The following is a 16569-nucleotide window of genomic DNA, read 5'->3' as shown; positions in this document are numbered from 1 at the left end:
GGCGCCGTTTTGTCGTTGCGGTTCGCTGTGGCAGCGATCGCTGGCTCAGCCCAGGTACGAGCCGGATTTGCCCACCACCTCTGCGTACGGCAGGTTGTCGTCCCAGCCCTTACGGAAATAGTTGAGGATGGCGCGCAGCAGCGACGTACGGGGAGCGGCCTGCACCTGGACCTGGCCGGCGAACTTCGGGGTGTAATAGGCTTGCTGAATCATGATGTCGTTCTCGATCTAGGGTTTTCCCGAGTATAGGGTTATCCCTAGGATGGAGCAACGGCGCATCCCGTACTGCGGGTACATTCTCAGTATCACGGGAGGCTGATACGCCCCTGGCGCCGGTCGCTTGCTTCTCAAAGCGGCTTTCTCTTCACAAAATTTGCGCAGAGCAAAAATTTTTTCGGCACAAGATCACCGCAGGACGGGGCATGTCCGTAGGAAAAGACGCGAACATCGCGCTTCGGATGGGATTGTGCCGGCAAAAAGCAATGATCTGCTCGCTTGTCGTTTGATCGGCAAGCCACCTACCATACGCCGCCATGTGCCGGCTCGCCTTGCTGCATGCTGCGGGCCGGTTTGTTGACTGGAGGTTCGTATGGCGTATCCCCCCATCCCGGTGCCGGCTGACGGCGCGTGCGGTGCCCGATCGGCCAACAGTGCGTGGCAGGCGCGCAGCCGGGCGGCCGTGTGGCACCCGTGCACCCAGAATGCCCGGCTCGATGCCATGCCGCCGCTGCCGATCGCTCGCGGGCAGGGCCCGTGGCTGATCGACTTTGACGGCAAGCGCTACCTCGACGGCACCAGCTCCTGGTGGGTCAACCTGTTCGGCCACGCCAATCCGCATATCAACGCTGCGCTCAAGACGCAGCTGGACTCGCTGGAGCACGTGATGCTGGCCGGCGCCACGCACCGCCCGGCCGTGGAGCTTGCCGAACGTCTGATCGACCTGACGGCCGGTGTGCTGGGCCACAGCTTCTTCGGCTCCGATGGCGCATCGGCCGTCGAAATCGCGCTCAAGATGAGCTTCCACGCGCATCGCAACGCAGGGCAGGGCGCACGCAACCGCTTCGTCTGCCTGGAGCACGGCTACCACGGGGAAACGCTCGGCGCCCTTGGCGTGACCGATGTGGCGATCTTCCGCGATGCGTACGACCCCCTGATCCTGCAATCGCACCGCGTGGCATCGCCCGATGCCCGCCTGGCCGCCCCCGGCGAGACCGCCGCCGACGTCGCCGACCGGGCGCTGGCTGCCTTGCGCGCCTGCCTTGCCGCCAACGCCGGCACCATTGCCGCCGTCATCATCGAGCCGCTGGTCCAGTGTGCGGCCGGCATGGCCATGCATGATGTGAGCTACCTGCGCGGCGTGCGGGCGCTGTGCGACGAGTTTGGCGTGCACTGGATCGCCGATGAAATTGCCGTCGGCTGCGGGCGTACGGGCACCTTCTTCGCATGCGAGCAGGCCGGCGTGTGGCCGGACCTGCTGTGCCTCTCCAAGGGCATCAGCGGCGGCTACCTGCCGCTGTCGATCGTGCTTTCGCGCGATGCCATCTACGAGGCCTTCAACGACGATGCGCCGGTGCGCAGCTTCCTGCATTCCCATTCGTACACCGGCAACCCGCTGGCGTGCCGCGCCGCGCTGGCCACACTCGATCTGTTTGCCGAGCACGACGTCTTGGCACGCAACCGCGTCACCGCCGCGCGCATTGCGCAGGGCCTCGCGCCGCTGTCGCACGATGCCCGCGTCGCACACCTGCGCCAGACCGGCATGATCACCGCCTTCGACGTGCACCCCGACGTGGCCGGCGCACGCTTTGCCGAGCGTTTTGCGCTCACGGCGCGCACGCATGGGCTGCTGCTGCGCCCGATCGGCCACACCGTCTATCTGCTGCCGCCCTACGTGCTGAGCGACGAAGAGACCGACACGCTGGTCGAACGCACGCTCCAGACGCTGGAAGACACCCTCGCCCAGACCACGGGCGAAACCGAAGGACACACCTATGCGATTGCTTGACGACCTGCAGGCCGGCCTGGATGCCATCGATGCCGCGCACCTGCGCCGCGTGCGCCGCACCGCCTACACCCCGACCGACCGCAGCCAGCGCATCAGCGTGCCCGGCGGAGAGCCACGCGACGTCCTGGGCTTCTGCGGCAACGACTACCTCGGCCTGGCCGCGCATCCCGCCCTCGCCGAGGCCGTGGTGCACGGCGCGCGGCAGTACGGCTTCGGCAGCGGCGCATCGCACCTGGTGAGCGGCCATTCGGTCGCGCACGCGCGGTTGGAGGCCCGTATGGCGGCGCTGCAGGCCGCTCATATTCCCGATGCGGATGCGCTGTTCTTCTGCACGGGATACATGGCCAACCTGGCCGTGGTGAGCGCCATGGCGCAGGCGGGCGGCATTCGCCCGGCCGAGGATTGCACGATCTTTTCAGATGCGCTGAACCACGCCTCGCTCATCGATGGCGCCCGGCTGTCGCGGGCGCCCGTGAAGGTGTATCCGCACGTCGACATGGCGGCACTGGAGGCGCTGCTTGCCGCCAGCACGAGCCGCAACAAGCTGATCGTCACCGATGGCGTGTTCAGCATGGATGGCGATATCGCGCCGCTGCCGGCGCTGCTCGCACTGGCCGAGCGCTACGACGCGTGGCTCATCGTGGACGACGCGCATGGCCTGGGCGTGCTGGGCGAAGACGGTGCCGGCGTGTTGTCGCACTTCGGGCTGCGCTCCGAGCGCATCGTCTACGTGGGCACCTTCGGCAAGGCCGCGGGCGGGTCCGGGGCGGCCATCGTCGCGCATCGGCTGGCGATCGACTGGCTGGTGCAGCGCGCCCGCACGTACATCTTCACCACGGCCACACCGCCGGGCATCGCGTGCGCGGTGGAGGCGGCGCTCGACCTGATCGCGAGCGAGGAGGGGGCGGCACGGCGCGCGGTCCTGAACCGGCACATCGCCGCGTGGAGCGCGCATGCCCAGCGCCTGGCCGCGCGCTTTGGCTGGCGGTGGATGCCCTCGCAGACGGCCATACAGCCCATCGTGATCGGCGAGAACGCGCCGGCACTGGCCCTCGCGGCCGCGCTGGAGCGCGAAGGCATCCGCATCGCCGCCATCCGCCCGCCGACGGTGCCGGTGGGCACGGCGCGCCTGCGCATTACGCTCTCCGCCGCGCACACCGACGCCGATATCGAGCGCCTCGCCCTCGCGCTCGAAGCGGCCGGCCAATCGCTCCAACCCGCCGAGGCTGCCTGACATGCCCCCGCGTTTTGATTGCTTCATCACGGGCACCGATACGGAGATCGGCAAGACGCTCGTCAGCGCCGCCTTGCTGACCAAGCTAGCAGATGCCGGCTACCGTGCCGCCGGTCTCAAGCCCATTGCGGCCGGCACCCTGGCCGGCACCCCTGCGCGCACCAACGAAGACGTCGAACAACTGCGCGCCGCTGCGTCGATCAGCCTGCCGCTTGCCACGGTCTGCCCGTGGCTGCTCGATGCACCGATGTCTCCGCACCTGGCCGCCGCGCGCGAAGGCGTGACGATCACGCTGCCGCCCATTCTCGACGCGCTCGCGCAGGCAAAAGCGTGCGCCGACGCCGTGGTGGTGGAGGGCGTGGGCGGCTTTCGCGTGCCGCTGTCGGATGACTTCGACACCGCGCAGATGACCGTCGCGCTGGGCCTGCCTGTCGTGCTGGTGGTCGGCCTGCGGCTGGGGTGCCTGAACCATGCCGCGCTCACGGCGGAAGCCATCGCCGCGCGCGGGCTGCACCTCGTCGGCTGGGTCGGCAACGTGGTCGATCCGGCCATGGCCGGGCTGGACGAGAACGTCGCCACGCTGCGCCGCTGGATCAGCGCGCCGCACCTGGGCACGATTCCCCGATTGCCGTGTGCGCAAGCGCGCCTTGCGGCAACGTATCTCGACATCGCACCGCTGCTGACGCGTTGATGCTTCCCAGCCGGCGCTACACTGTTCCGATCTCAACAGCGTCGATGGAGAGGGCTGTCATGCGCGCGATGCGTTGGCTGGCGACGGCAATGGTGGTCGCGGCCATGTCGGGATGTGCGGTATTGGAATCCCCGGTGACGAAGGGGCAGCGGCTGGTGGGCGCAGACGAGTCCGCCGTGCAGGCGCGGTTCGGCCCGCCGCGCGAGACGTACCCGCTGGACGGCGGCACGCGGTGGCTGTATCCGACCAAACCGTACGGCCAGTTCACCTATGCGGCCGACTTCGATGCCCATGGCAGGCTCGTCGCGTTCAAGCAGGTGCTGAGCAGTCTCGAGTTTGCGCAGGCAAGGGTGGGCACCTGGACGCAAGACGACGTGCTGCGGCACTTCGGCCAGCCGGTCGAGACGTCGTACTTCCCGCGCATGGACCGGCTGGTCTGGTCATACCGGTTCAAGGCCGACGACGTCTGGCCGTCCTTGATGCATTTCTACTTCGACCGGGCTGGCGTCCTGCAGCTCACCCAGGTCACGCCCGACCCGTTGTACGACCCAGACCGGCCGCGCTTCTTCCGGCACTGAGACGTCATGCCCAATCGGCTTGTGCGCTCAGGGTTCCTCCTGCATTGCCACCTTCGCGCGGCGACCTAAGCTAGAAGCAGGGGAGGCAGACGCCGCCCGGCGCCTGCCGGAGCAACCCGTCATCAGAACGGGCGCGCACGGGGGTGCATCATGCTCACGCATCACTGGGTCGACATCGACCCGATTGCGGCGGAACATCATCGGCTATACGGCATCGCCGGATGGTTGCCTTGGGTCTTGGCCATGGCCATTGCCGGGCCGACGTGGGTGTTCTGGCACGGCCTGTCCATCGACGCAGTGAAGCTCGCCGGCGCCGACCTCTTCAACGCCACCACGCCGGGCAGCGGGGCGATCAACCTGACTATGCTGGTGTACCTGATCTCGTGCGCGACAGTGCTGGTGCTGGCCACCACGCACGACAGCGCGTTCCGGCGTGCCACGCTGGTTCACATGGCGGTGCTGCCGCCGATGATCGGCTTCATCCTCATGGCCGGCGACCTGCCCGGCGCACGCTCGACTTTCATCGAGGGCGTGGCCGTTGCCGCTGCGCTGCTGTTGACGTGCGGCGTCTATCTGCAGGTGTCGCGCCGTGTGCGCGTCACCTTCGAGTTGCGCGACTGGGCGCCCGGTGAGCATGCGTGGTTCAAGCGCCGCCACGGCGCCGCACCGAGCTGAGCGCTGTCAGGATCGTTCAGTCGATCCGCGCAAAGCGTGGAACCTGGCGACCGTCGACTTCGACCATCTCGTGGAACATCGTCGATGGGCGCGTCCAGATTGTGCCGTTGGCCGCGCGGTAGACCGTCATCTTGATGGTCGGATCGGGTTCGTACGTGGCTTCGCACAGCCACTCGTATTCGCCGCCCTTGTAGTGGCGGTAGCGGCGGGCAGGGGTGTTCTGCATGGCTGGCTCAGTGCTGCGTGGGCTTGTCTTCGTCGTCGACGTACGGCGTGTGCTTGCCTTCCTGTGTCTGTGCGCCGAGCTTCGCGTCCTCCATGGCGTCCTGATACGCCAGCATGGCCGCGGCCACGGCCTCGGGCTCGCCGTTGAACGAAATCACGCTCTCGCCGCAATTCGGGCATTCGCCGCCAAAGATCGCGCGGATGCCGGGCATGTCGCGCGGCTCCATGCCTTCGAACTCCGTAAAGGCGGTCTGGCATGCGCCGCAGACCAGCTTTTCCGGTCGCAGGGCATCGAGCCGGGCGTGCGCCTGGGAAATGCGGTCGGCCTGCGAGCCGCGTCGTTTGGCTTCGCCCATGGTGTGCTTCCTCTTCAGATGATTGGAGGGTGGATCATACCGAAGGCGCGGGCCGGCGTTCCTGAATCGGGCCGGGGGTGTTCGGGGCTGGTGGATGTCTTATTTAACATAATGCAAATTATGCGTAAAACAACCGGCGCATCCGCACACCCACATTTCATTCAGCAAGCCCAGGCACCGGCTCCAGCCGCTTCGGCACGCCGGCCACGATGGTCGCGACCGCAATGGCCAGCACCACGGCCGCGCAGACGAACACGCCCGCCGCGCCGTTGGCGTCGAACACGATGCCGCCCGCCGCCGCACCCGTGGCGATGGCAAGCTGCACGGCCGCGACGATCAGCCCGCCAGCGCTTTCGGCTTCGTCGGGCACCGTTCGCGTGACCCACGTCGACCAGGCCACCGGTACGCCGCCGAACGCCATGCCCCACAGGGCGACCAGCACCGCGTCCACCATCGGCGCACGCCCGATGGCGACAAGCGCGATGCCAAGCACGACCATCAGCGCGGGCATGGCGATCAGCATCGGACGCAGCCGGTGTTCGAGCACGCGGCCGGCAAGCGACGTACCGATGAAGTTGGCGATGCCGTAGCCCAGCAGGATGCCCGACAGCCCGTTCACCCCAACGCCTGCCACCTGCTCGAGGAACGGCCGCAGATACGTGAAGAACGCGAAATGCCCCGTAAAGACGAGGATCGTGGCAAACATCCCGAGGCCCACGGTCGGACGGCGCAGGACGTCGATGAGCGTGCGCAGGCGCGTCGTGCCGCTCGGGGGCATCGAAGGCAGCGTGATCCACTGGGATACGAACGCGGCGCCGCCCAGCGCGGCCGCGATCAGGAACACGTTGCGCCAGCCGATCAGGTGCCCGAAGTAGCTGCCCATGGGCGCCGCGGCGATGGTCGCGACGGCAACGCCGCTGAAGATGATCGACAGGGCGCGCGGCACCATCTCTGTCGGCACGAGGCGCATGGCGGTGGCCGTCGCCATGGTCCAGAAGCCGCCCAGCGCAATGCCGAGCACCACGCGGCCGATGAGGATCATCGGCAGGTTCGTCGCCAACGCGACGGTCAGGTTCGACGCCATCAGCAAGGCCGAGAACGCGAGCAGCACACGCCGCCGGTCGATCGTCCGGGTCGCGGCGGCCGTCAGCAGGCTGGTGACGAGCGCGACCGTTGCGGTGGCCGTCACGGCCTGCCCTGCCACGCCTTCGGTCACGTTGAGGCTTTCGGCCATGGGGGTGAGCAGGCTCGCCGGCAGGAATTCGGCCGTGACGAGCCCAAAGACGCCAAGCGCCATCGCGAAGACGGCGCCCCAGGCCGGTTCGCGGGGCGTCGCCATCGATGCGGCGGTAGAGATTCCGGGATTCATGCGTCGTTCCGTATTAGAAAAAAGGATGCAAAGGATTGCCAGTAGCGGCGTATCGTACGGAACGGCGGCAGGACGGTCTATGACATACAATCCGTTATTGTTGATCAATCGTCCGAAGCCGATGTCCAAGCCCCTCCCTCCTCCCACGCCCGACACGCACGACCTCGTCAGCGAGCTGCTGCTCGGCATGCGGCTGAGCGGCGTCCAGTACCGGCGCATCCAGGTGGCGCGGCCGTTTGGACTCAGCTTCGGCCACGCGCCGGGGCGTGCGCAGTTCCACTTCGTCGGGCGCGGGCCGGTGCTGCTGCGTGACGCGGCAGGCACGATGGTGCAGCTCGAAGCAGGCGACGCGATCCTGCTGCCGCACGGCAACACGCACGCGCTGCTGTCCGACCCCGACGCACCGTGCCGTGAGATCGCGGCCTTCGAGGCAGCGAAGATCTGCGACTCGGTGGCGGCGGTCGAAGCTGCCGCCCCGTGCGCCTCGGCAGAGCCCGGTGCGGGCGACGCACTGATCTTCAGCGCCTGCATGGAACTCGACCTGGGCGGCATGCAACCGCTCGTGGGGACGATGCCGGAGTTCATGCACGTCGGCACCCTGCTCGCGCGCTACCCGGAAATCCGCCCGATGCTCGATGCGATGGAACGTGAGTCGTGCTCCGAGCGCGCGGGCTTTGCGGGCATTCTCGCGCGGCTCGCGGACGTGGTGGCCGCGTTCATCGTGCGCGGCTGGGTCGAATGCGGATGCGGCGATGCCACGGGCTGGGTGCAGGCGCTGCGCGAGCCCAAGCTCGGCCGCGCGATCGTCGCGCTGCATCGCGACCCGGGCCGCAACTGGAGCGTTGCAGAGTTGGCCGCCGAAGCCGGGGTGTCGCGCTCGGTGTTCGCCGAGCGTTTCCTGGCGGCCACGGGCATGACGCCCGTCCGCTACCTCACCGAGCTGCGGATGCGGCTCGCCGCGCAGTGGATCGCGCGCGATCGCGAGGCGATCGAATCGGTGGCATACCGGCTCGGCTATGGCTCGCTGGCCGCGTTCAGCCGTGCATTCAAGCGCGTCGTCGGGCGCCCGCCCGGCGCGGTGCGGGCCGAGGCCGCCGCGTAGGTCAGCGGGGCCGATAGCGCTGCGCGAAGTGCCGAATCTCCTTGCAGAACTCGGCGCAGACGTGCGTCATCAGGTCAGCCGATCGATAGACCAGGTAGACGTTGAAGTCGGGCAGCTCATCTTCCATCGGCAGCACCTCGAGTGAGCCAGGAGTCGTGCGCAGCGGCCCCAGTGCGCTGGCGAAGACGAACTCCGACCACATGCTGATCAGGTCCGTCTTGGTGGCCAGCTGCAGCCCGAGCAGGTTGGACCCGCTCTGCACCACACTGCGCGGCATCTCGAGCCGATGCAGCCGCATCAGGCTCGCCAGCGGGCTGCCCGGATCCTCGAGGGGGTCGAGCACCAGCCAGTCCGCATCGAGCAGCGAGCGCACCCGGCGCGTACGTCGCAGCGGATGGCCGGGGCGCACGGCCAGGCGCATCGGCACCGAAAACAGCGGCTCCCACTGAAAGCTGCTCGTGCCCGGCCCGCTGTTGGTCGAGATCAGCCCAAGGTCGAGCCTGCCTTCGCGCAGGCCCTCCTGAATCTGCTGCGAGCGCTGCTCGAAACCACGCAGCGCCACATTCGGGAAACGCGTACGCAACGCGGCCATGGCATCGGGTAGCGGGCCGCTCGACGCCACGGCGGTAAACCCGATGTTCAGCTCGGCTTCGGCATGGCCGCGGATCGCTTCGATGTCTTCCAGCGCGTGACGCAGTTCCTGCTCGACCACGCTCGCGCGCTTGACCAGCGCCGTGCCGTAGGCAGTCAGGCTCACGCCGCGCACCGAGCGCGACAGCAGCGTCACGCCCAACTCGCGTTCGAGTTCCGCAATCGCCTTGGACAGCGCCGGCTGTGAGACATGCAGCCCGCGCGATGCCTCGTGGATGCTGCCGTGCTGCGCCACGGCGAGCAGCATGCGCAATTGATGCAGCTTCACTTGCCCTGCCTCCTCTTAGGCTCTTTTCGGGCTTTCCCCGATGGCGGATGTGAGCCGGTTATGACGGCGATTCTATTTGGTTATCGGGATGAATATTTGCGATTTTTTCGTCGTGCGCGTTCCCGGAATACTCCGTTGCGAAGGGCTCGCAGAAGCTCCCACCCGACCTCTGGATGGAGAACCCCATGAACGACGTCACCCTGCAGCCGGCCCTGTCCGCTTCGGTCTCCGCTGCATCCAGGCCCGCCACGAGCCAGGCCCGCCTGATTGCCGCGTGCTCGATCGGCAATGCGCTGGAGATGTACGACTTCACGGTCTACAGCTTCTTTGCGCTGATGATCGGCAAACTGTTCTTTCCGACGGACACCGCCTATGGCTCGTTGCTGCTGGCGGTGGCGACGTTCGGTATCGGCTTTGTGATGCGGCCGCTGGGCGGCTTCGTGATCGGCAACTACGCCGACCGCCACGGCCGCAAGGCCGCCATGACGCTGACGATCGGCCTGATGGTGGCAGGCACGCTGTGCCTGGCGATTGCGCCGACGTACGCCACCGCAGGCCTGCTCGGGCCGCTCGTCGTTCTGGCGGGACGCCTGCTGCAAGGCTTTTCGCTCGGCGGGGAGATCGGCGCATCGACCGCCATGCTGATGGAATCCGGCGGCATCAAGGGACGCGGCTTTCGCGTCAGTTGGCAGCTGGGCAGCCAGGGCATTGCTGCCCTGTGCGGCGCGCTGACGGCGGCCATCCTGTACGGCAGCCTCTCGCCGGAAGCGCTGCAGAGCTGGGGATGGCGTGTGCCGTTCTTCCTCGGTTTGCTGATCGCGCCCGTCGGCTTCTACATCCGCTCGCATCTGGACGAAACCCACACCGCCGAGTCGCATGCGCCGAGCCCGCTCGGCACGCTCTTCCGCGAGCACGGGGGCCTGGTCGTCAAGGGCGTGCTGACCATCATCGGCGGCACGGTCGGCACGTACCTGGTGATCTATTTCATGCCGACGTACATGATCCGGGAACTGCATCTGCCGGCCTCGCTGTCGCTGCTGGCGGGCTGCGTGACGGGGTTCACCAGCTTTGCCGCGTCGCTCGTGTCGGGTTGCCTGGCCGACCGGCTCGCACGCCGCAAGCCGCTGGTGGTGGGCGCCATCCTGTTTACCGTGGCGGTGCTCTATCCGGCCTTCTGGCTGATGACGCACTACCCGAGCGTGCCGCTGGTGCTGGCGCTCTCGGCGCTGCTCACCGCCAGCCTCTACCTCGGCACCACGCCGCTGCTGCTCATGATGATGGAGCTGCTGCCCATCAAGGTGCGCGCCAGTGGCCTGTCGGTCATCTACGCGATCGGTGTGACGGTGTTTGGCGGCTCGTGCCAGTTTGTCGTGACGTGGCTGCTCGCCCGCACCGGCAATCCGCTCTCCCCCGCGTTCTACATGATGGCGTGCAGCGCCGTGACGCTGCTGACCGTGCTCAGCGTGCGCGAAGTGCGCGAAGCCCATTGACCCCTTCCAGCAAGGAGCCCCACCATGACCCAAGCCCCCGCGCTCGTCCCCTTCCAGTTGCTGCCGCATCTGCTGCCCCCCGTGCCTATCGACGCAGAAACGTTCGTCAACATCCGCCGCCAGATCCACGCGCAGCCGGAGCTCGGCTTCGACGTGGGAGCCACGGGCACGCTGGTGGCCGATCTGCTCAAGCGTTGGGGCTATGAAGTGCACACCGGCATCGGCAAGAGCGGCGTAGTCGGCCAGTTGAAGCTGGGCAACGGCAAGCGCCGGCTCGGCATTCGCGCCGACATGGACGCCCTGCCCATCGTCGAGGCCACCGGCCTGCCCTACGCCAGCCGCAACCACGGCAAGATGCACGCGTGCGGCCACGACGGCCACACCGCCATCCTCCTTGCCGCGGCCAAGGCGCTGGCCGACAGCCGCGACTTTGACGGCACGCTCAACCTGATCTTCCAGCCCGATGAGGAAAACCTCTGCGGCGCGCGCGCCATGATCGAGGACGGCCTCTTCGAGCGCTTTCCGTGCGACGCCGTCTTTGCCCTGCACAACATGCCCGGCGTGCCGGCCGGCAGTTTCCGCGTGCTCCCGGGCCCGGTGAGCCTGTCTTCCGACGTGGCCGACGTCACCATCAAGGGCATGGGCGGACACGGCGCCATGCCGCACCGCGCGCGCGACCCGATCGCCGCATCCGCCGCCATCATCACGGCGCTGCAGACGGTGGTGGCACGCAACGTGGCGCCGGACGACACGGCGGTCGTCTCGGTCGGGTTCATTCGCGGCGGCGCCACGCACAACGTGATTCCCGAATCGGTGACGATTGGCATCAACGTGCGCGCCGCGCGGCCGGAAACACGCGCGCTGGTGGAGCAGCGCATCCGCGAGATCGTCAGCCTGACCGCGCAGGCGCATGGCGTCGAGGCCCACATCGACTACCGGCACCTGACGCCGCCGATGGTCAACACCGAGGCCGAGACGCAGCTCATGCAGCAGGTCTGCACCGAGCTGGTGGGCGCCGAGAACGTCGTCACGCAGGCGCCCAAGGGGCTCAACGGCAGCGAAGACTTTGCGTGGATGCTCAACGAGGTGCCTGGCTGCTACCTGATCCTCGGCAATGGCGAGGGGGAGTTCGGCGGCTGCATGGTCCATAACCCCGGCTACGACTTCAACGACCAGGTATTGCCGCTGGGCGCCGCGTGCTGGGTGCGCCTGGCGCAAACTTACCTGACCGCCTGAACGCGGATGCCGGGCATGGAAGCGAACCGTCCTACGGCTGCCGCCGCCGACACTGCGCACGAGATCGTGCAATGGAGCGCGATCGAGCTGTCACGGCGCATCCACACGCGCGATGTGTCGTGCGTGGAAGTCATGCAAGCCTTTCTCGCGCAGATCGACCGCCTCAATCCGACGGTCAATGCCGTGGTGGCGCGCATCGATGCCGAATCGGCCCTCGACCAGGCGCGGGAGCGCGATGTGCTGCTGTCGCGGGGGCTGTCCGGCGGCTGGATGCACGGCTTTCCGCAGGCGCCGAAGGACCTGGCGGCCACCGCGGGCATCGCAACGACGATGGGCAGCCTCGCCATGGCGCGCCACGTGCCGGCGCACGACAGCATCGTCGTCGAGCGCATCCGCCGCCAGGGCACCGTGCTGATCGGCAAGACCAACACGCCGGAATTCGGCCTCGGGTCGCACACGTACAACCGCGTGTATGGCATCACGCGCAATGCCTGGAACGCCGGGCGTTCGGCCGGCGGCAGCAGCGGCGGCACGGCTGTCGCGCTGGCGCTGCACATGCTGCCGGTGGCCGATGGCAGCGACATGATGGGCTCTCTGCGCAACCCGGCGGCCTGGAACAACGTCTACGGCCTGCGCCCCAGCCTCGGGCGCGTCCCCTACGGCCCCACCGGCGACGTCTTCTTCCAGCAGCTCGGCACCGAAGGGCCGATGGCGCGCAATCCGCAGGATCTCGCCTGGGTGCTTGCCACGCAGGCCGGTTACGACCCGCGCGCCCCGCTATCGTTGAGCGACGATCCGTCATGCTTCACGCAGCCGCTGCACCGTGATTTCCGGCAGGCGCGCATCGGCTGGCTTGGCGACTTCGGCGGCTACCTCGCCGTGGAGCCGGAGGTCCTGGCCGTCAACGAGAACGCGCTCGAGACCTTCCTTGACCTCGGCTGCCACGTCGAACCCGTGCAGCCCTTCTTCCCGATGGATGCGCTGTGGGACTGCTGGTGCACGCTGCGCTCGCACATCGTCTCGGGCAACCTCGGGCCGCTGTACGCCAACGCGGCGACGCGCGATCTGCTCAAGCCCGAAGCCATCTGGGAAATCGAGCAGGGCCAGCGGCGCAGCGTGGCCGACCTTCACCGCGCCACCGCCACGCGGTCGAGCTGGTACCAGGCGCTGCTCGCCCAGTTTGCCAACTACGACTTCCTGGTGCTGCCGTGCAGCCAGATCGCGCCATTCGCCGCAGAAACGCATTGGCCCACGACGGTGGCCGGCCGGGCGATGGACTCGTATCACCGTTGGATGGAAGTGGCGATCGGCGCCACGCTGGCAGGCGTGCCGGCCGCGAGCCTGCCGTCGGGCTTCACCGCCGACGGCTTGCCGCTGGGCCTGCAGGTGATGGCCCCGCCGCGCTCGGAGTTCGGCCTGCTGCAACTCGCGGCGGCATGGCACGATGCCTTTGCGCCGGCGCACCGCTGTTCACCGCTGTTGGGCTGAACGACTCGGCTGCCTGAAGATTGCCGATGACGGCGGCCAGCAAGCGCGCCGCCTCGACGCCGGTCGCCACGCGGTGGTCGAGCGTCAGGCGCAACGGCAGCACACGGTGGATGGCCGGCGCGCCGCTGGCCGCCACGACTGTTCGTGAATGCGCCGGGCACCCAGGATCGCCACGGTGGGCGGCACGACAATCGGTGCCGCGTACTTGCCAGCGACCATGCCGCAGTTCGGCAGCGTGATCGTGTTGCCGCGCAACTCTTCAGGCGGGATCCTGCGGGCCTTGTTGCCGGCGCGCATGTGCTCGAAGCCCGCGCGCAGGTCTGGGGCATCGCGATGGGCGACGTCGCGCAGCACAGGCACGAACAGGCCGTCCGGCAGGTCCACCGCAATGCCCACGTCGATCTTGGCCATGACGTGACGGCGCCCCGCATTGCCATCGAACCAGCCATTGAGCCCGGGCTCCGCGCGGCAGCCGGCGACGAGCGCGCGAATCAGCCGGATCTTCACATCGGTACCGGGCGACCAGGGGGGCTGTCGGCGTCCTCGATGACGGTGGCGGCGGCGGCATCGTTCTGCGGGCGTGCCATGTTCTGCGATGGCCCCGCGTTCAGGTTTTGCGATGCGGCGAATCGCCGCGCGATGCGCGCAGCCAATCCCACACGCTGCGCACCGCGGCCTCCTCCAGGCGTGCAGCGGGCGCGATCGCCCAGAACGCATAGCGGCGGAGGACGGGCGCATCGAACGGCTGCACGAGCGCGCCCGAGTCCAACGCATCGCGCACCAGCGGCAGGTTCGCCAGGATCACGCCCTGCCCTGCCAGCGCCGCAGAGATGGCGTGCCCGTCGTCGGAGAGCACGATGCCCGCGTCGGTCTTCAGCGCGCCTTCGATGCCGGCCGCACGGGCCCACATCGGCCAGCCGATCGGTTGCGGCAGGGTGCGCTGCCATTCGGAGTGGATGAGCGGCACGCGCGCGAGATCGGCATGCGAACGGATGTTCAAACCCGGATGGCAGACGGGCGCGTAGGCGTCGTCAAACAGGTGCTCGGCGACGAGCGCGCCACCGAGGACGGGCGTATCGCCATATCGCACGGCCAGGTCGGCGCTGCCGCCATGCAGGTCGACCACCGTGTCGGACGCGTGGATGCGCAAGTCGACCTGCGGATGCCGCGTGGCGAATTCCCCCAGCCGGGGCACCAGGCAGCGTGCGGCCAGCCCCAGCGGCGCCGTGAGCGTTACGCGCTGGCGCAGCGGCTGTGCCTCGGGCGTGCGGATGGCGTCGATGGCCTGCGCAAACGCGTCGAAGCCTGTATTGAGCACCGGATACAGCCGCTCGCCGGCCTCCGACAGCCGCAGCGCGCGCACCTGCCTCTCGAACAGCGCCACGCCCAGCGCATCTTCGAGCCGCCGGATCTGGTGGCTGATGGCCGTGGGCGTGACCGACAGCTCGTCGGCCGCACGCTTCATGCTGAGGTGGCGCGCCGTGGCTTCAAACGCCCGCAGCGCGCTCAGGGGTGGCAGTTTTCGCATGCGCGGGATTGTGTCATGGGCGCATTTCCCGCGTGGGCGGCATGGATGAATCCATGTCAGCCATCGCGCGTAAAACATGTCGTTTGTCGCAGTGCAGCGCGGTTCGTAGAGTGGGCACACCTCCACTCATCAACGATTCAACATGACTCGTCTGCTACACCTCGATTCCAGCGCCCGGCCGGGCAGCTCCGAGACTTCGCGCCACGGCTCGCACACGCGCCGGCTCTCCGCGCGCTTCGTGCAGCGCTGGCTTGAGCATGAGCCCGACGCGCAGGTCGTCTATCGCGACATCGGGGCCGAACCGCCAGCCCCCGTGGATGGCCGCTGGGTCCATGCCGCGTTCACGCCGCCCGCGCAGCGCGAACCGTGGATGCACGACCGGCTTGCGCAAAGCGATGCACTGATCGACGAATTGCTGGCCGCCGACGTGATCGTGGCCGGCGTGCCGATGTACAACTTCGGCATGCCCGCGCAATTCAAGGCGTACATCGACAACATCGTGCGCGTGGGCCGCACATTCGGTTTCGACCGCAGCCGCCCCGGCGAGCCCTATTGGCCGCTGCTCGCCGGCATGAACAAGCGCCTCGTCATCCTCAGCGCGCGCGGCGATTTCGGTTACGGCCCCGGCCAGCGCATTGCGCACCTGAACCACGTCGAGGCCGGCGTCGCCACGGCATTCGGCTACATCGGCATCACTGATGTGGCGTCCGTCGCCGTCGAATACGACGAGTTTGCCGACGAGCGGTTACGCGCGTCCATCGCATCGGCGGAAAACGACGTCGATGCACTGGTCGCGCGGATGGCGGCCGCCGTGGAGGCGGCTTAGTCGATCAGCCGCCCGTCCGGCTCGAAGAACGGATGCGGGCCATCGAATTGCCCCACGTAGGCGAGGTGGCTCACCAGGCCCTGCCCCGGCACCCACGCGTGCACCTTGTAGGCGGGCGGCTCCATGACGAAGCCGGGCTCGCCGTCCGGGTCGAGATCCAGCGCCACCTGATGCGCCGGCGACGGGCATGTCGACGCCACCGTCCCGGCAAACCGCACGTCAATGGAGCGATGCAGATGGCCGCAGATGATGCGCTCGACGTTGCCGGCGGCACGCACGATCTGCGCGAAAGCCGGGATGTCTTCGGGGGCGAGCGATTGCACGTCCATGTGGCCGATGCCCGTGGCAAACGGCGGATGATGCATCGCGATAACGGTCGGGCGTTGCGTTTCATGCGCCAGCGCTTCGGCCAGCCAATCCAGGCGCTGCACGCCCAGGCGACCGCCCGGATGGCCGGTGTCGAGCGTGTCGATCACGATCAGGCGAACGTCGCCAATGTCGGTCCAGTACTGGAAGGCGTGCGTGTCTTGCGCATCAGCCGGAATGGGCGCGAGCCAATCGGCAAAGGCTTCGCGCGCGGCGTCACGGCCATCGTGGTTGCCGAGCACCGGCAGCATGCGGATACCAGCCGCATCGAGCGGCGCCAGCACCGCGCGCAGGTGCGCATATTCCTCGGGCGCGCCGGCGTCGACCAGGTCGCCGGTCAGGACGATGGCGTCCGGTTTCTCCGGCTGCGCCAGGATATGGGCCACGCAGCGCGCCACATACGCCGCCGAATCCACGCGCCGATAAGCCAGTCGCCCCGGGCGCTTGATATGAAGATCAGTCAGTTGCAGGAAGTGCATCG

At 68.0% G+C, this 16569-nt stretch carries 17 protein-coding genes and 1 pseudogene; 10 read left to right on the top strand and 8 right to left on the bottom strand.

Going from position 1 to position 16569, the window contains the following annotated elements:
• Positions 1-45 precede the first annotated feature (45 nt).
• On the bottom strand, positions 46-213 hold the full coding sequence (locus TK49_RS24770) for a hypothetical protein (RefSeq protein WP_164491034.1): 168 nt from the start codon (positions 211-213) through the stop codon (positions 46-48).
• Between the two features lie 376 nt (positions 214-589).
• Here TK49_RS24770 and bioA point away from each other — a divergent pair, with 376 nt between their 5' ends.
• The 5 genes from bioA to TK49_RS11630 all read left to right on the top strand — a co-directional run bounded on the left by bioA (position 590) and on the right by TK49_RS11630 (position 5183).
• Entirely contained in the window at positions 590-2005 is a 1416-nt protein-coding gene (gene bioA / locus TK49_RS11650) for an adenosylmethionine--8-amino-7-oxononanoate transaminase (protein ID WP_045786840.1), read from the top strand.
• Positions 1992-3239 (top strand): 8-amino-7-oxononanoate synthase, encoded by a 1248-nt coding sequence (gene bioF, locus TK49_RS11645; protein WP_045786839.1) that lies wholly within the window; start codon positions 1992-1994, stop codon positions 3237-3239. The genes bioA and bioF overlap by 14 nt, the downstream gene beginning before the upstream one ends.
• A 1-nt stretch (position 3240) precedes the next feature.
• Positions 3241-3930: a dethiobiotin synthase gene (gene bioD, locus TK49_RS11640; protein ID WP_045786838.1), complete on the top strand. Its 690-nt coding sequence runs from the start codon at positions 3241-3243 to the stop codon at positions 3928-3930.
• A gap of 59 nt (positions 3931-3989) precedes the next feature.
• Complete coding sequence (locus TK49_RS11635) at positions 3990-4508, top strand: hypothetical protein (protein ID WP_045786837.1); 519 nt, start codon at positions 3990-3992, stop codon at positions 4506-4508.
• A gap of 150 nt (positions 4509-4658) precedes the next feature.
• Complete coding sequence (locus TK49_RS11630; protein WP_045786836.1) at positions 4659-5183, top strand: hypothetical protein; 525 nt, start codon at positions 4659-4661, stop codon at positions 5181-5183.
• A 16-nt stretch (positions 5184-5199) separates the two neighbouring features.
• Here TK49_RS11630 and TK49_RS11625 read toward each other — a convergent pair whose 3' ends face one another.
• The 3 genes from TK49_RS11625 to TK49_RS11615 all read right to left on the bottom strand — a co-directional run bounded on the left by TK49_RS11625 (position 5200) and on the right by TK49_RS11615 (position 7133).
• Positions 5200-5409 (bottom strand): DUF1653 domain-containing protein, encoded by a 210-nt coding sequence (locus TK49_RS11625; RefSeq protein ID WP_045786835.1) that lies wholly within the window; start codon positions 5407-5409, stop codon positions 5200-5202.
• 7 nt (positions 5410-5416) lie between these two features.
• The gene (locus tag TK49_RS11620; protein WP_045786834.1) at positions 5417-5764 is read right to left on the bottom strand and encodes a hypothetical protein; all 348 of its coding nucleotides are present in this window, start codon (positions 5762-5764) and stop codon (positions 5417-5419) included.
• A 157-nt stretch (positions 5765-5921) separates the two neighbouring features.
• The gene (locus TK49_RS11615; RefSeq protein ID WP_045786833.1) at positions 5922-7133 is read right to left on the bottom strand and encodes an MFS transporter; all 1212 of its coding nucleotides are present in this window, start codon (positions 7131-7133) and stop codon (positions 5922-5924) included.
• Positions 7134-7212: 79 nt separating this feature from the next.
• On the opposite strand from TK49_RS11615, the gene TK49_RS11610 reads away from it, so the two are divergent.
• Entirely contained in the window at positions 7213-8235 is a 1023-nt protein-coding gene (locus TK49_RS11610) for an AraC family transcriptional regulator (protein WP_082076312.1), read from the top strand.
• A 1-nt stretch (position 8236) separates the two neighbouring features.
• Here the strand turns inward: TK49_RS11610 and TK49_RS11605 are convergent, their stop codons facing one another.
• Positions 8237-9154, bottom strand: coding sequence for a LysR family transcriptional regulator (locus tag TK49_RS11605; RefSeq protein ID WP_045786832.1), 918 nt, complete (start codon positions 9152-9154; stop codon positions 8237-8239).
• A 185-nt stretch (positions 9155-9339) separates the two neighbouring features.
• Between TK49_RS11605 and TK49_RS11600 the strand changes: the two genes are divergently transcribed.
• From TK49_RS11600 to TK49_RS11590, 3 genes are read left to right on the top strand one after another with little or no spacing between them, the layout of a single operon-like run.
• The gene (locus TK49_RS11600) at positions 9340-10644 is read left to right on the top strand and encodes an MFS transporter (protein ID WP_045786831.1); all 1305 of its coding nucleotides are present in this window, start codon (positions 9340-9342) and stop codon (positions 10642-10644) included.
• A 24-nt stretch (positions 10645-10668) separates the two neighbouring features.
• Positions 10669-11880, top strand: a complete 1212-nt coding sequence (locus TK49_RS11595) for a M20 aminoacylase family protein (protein WP_045786830.1) — start codon at positions 10669-10671, stop codon at positions 11878-11880.
• Between the two features lie 15 nt (positions 11881-11895).
• Positions 11896-13368 carry an amidase gene (locus tag TK49_RS11590; protein ID WP_045787860.1) on the top strand — a complete coding sequence of 491 codons (1473 nt, stop codon included), beginning with the start codon at positions 11896-11898 and terminating at the stop codon, positions 13366-13368.
• A gap of 7 nt (positions 13369-13375) precedes the next feature.
• Here the strand turns inward: TK49_RS11590 and TK49_RS24955 are convergent.
• Both TK49_RS24955 and TK49_RS24950 read right to left on the bottom strand, forming a co-directional pair.
• Positions 13376-13964, bottom strand: a pseudogene (locus TK49_RS24955) (2-oxo acid dehydrogenase subunit E2); the annotation flags it as partial.
• A gap of 11 nt (positions 13965-13975) precedes the next feature.
• Complete coding sequence (locus TK49_RS24950) at positions 13976-14896, bottom strand: LysR substrate-binding domain-containing protein (RefSeq protein ID WP_164491023.1); 921 nt, start codon at positions 14894-14896, stop codon at positions 13976-13978.
• Between the two features lie 142 nt (positions 14897-15038).
• On the opposite strand from TK49_RS24950, the gene TK49_RS11575 reads away from it, so the two are divergent.
• A complete protein-coding gene (locus TK49_RS11575; RefSeq protein WP_045786829.1) occupies positions 15039-15722 on the top strand; it encodes an FMN-dependent NADH-azoreductase in 684 nt (227 codons plus the stop codon).
• Here TK49_RS11575 and TK49_RS11570 read toward each other — a convergent pair.
• On the bottom strand, positions 15719-16567 hold the full coding sequence (locus tag TK49_RS11570) for a phosphodiesterase (protein ID WP_045787858.1): 849 nt from the start codon (positions 16565-16567) through the stop codon (positions 15719-15721). The genes TK49_RS11575 and TK49_RS11570 overlap by 4 nt on opposite strands.
• Between the last annotated feature and the right edge of the window lie 2 nt (positions 16568-16569).

It is taken from the genome of Ralstonia mannitolilytica (genome assembly GCF_000954135.1).
Lineage (GTDB): Bacteria > Pseudomonadota > Gammaproteobacteria > Burkholderiales > Burkholderiaceae > Ralstonia > Ralstonia mannitolilytica.
The sequence above is the reverse complement of the archived record's forward strand: the minus strand, read 5'-3'. Positions and strand labels throughout refer to the sequence as shown.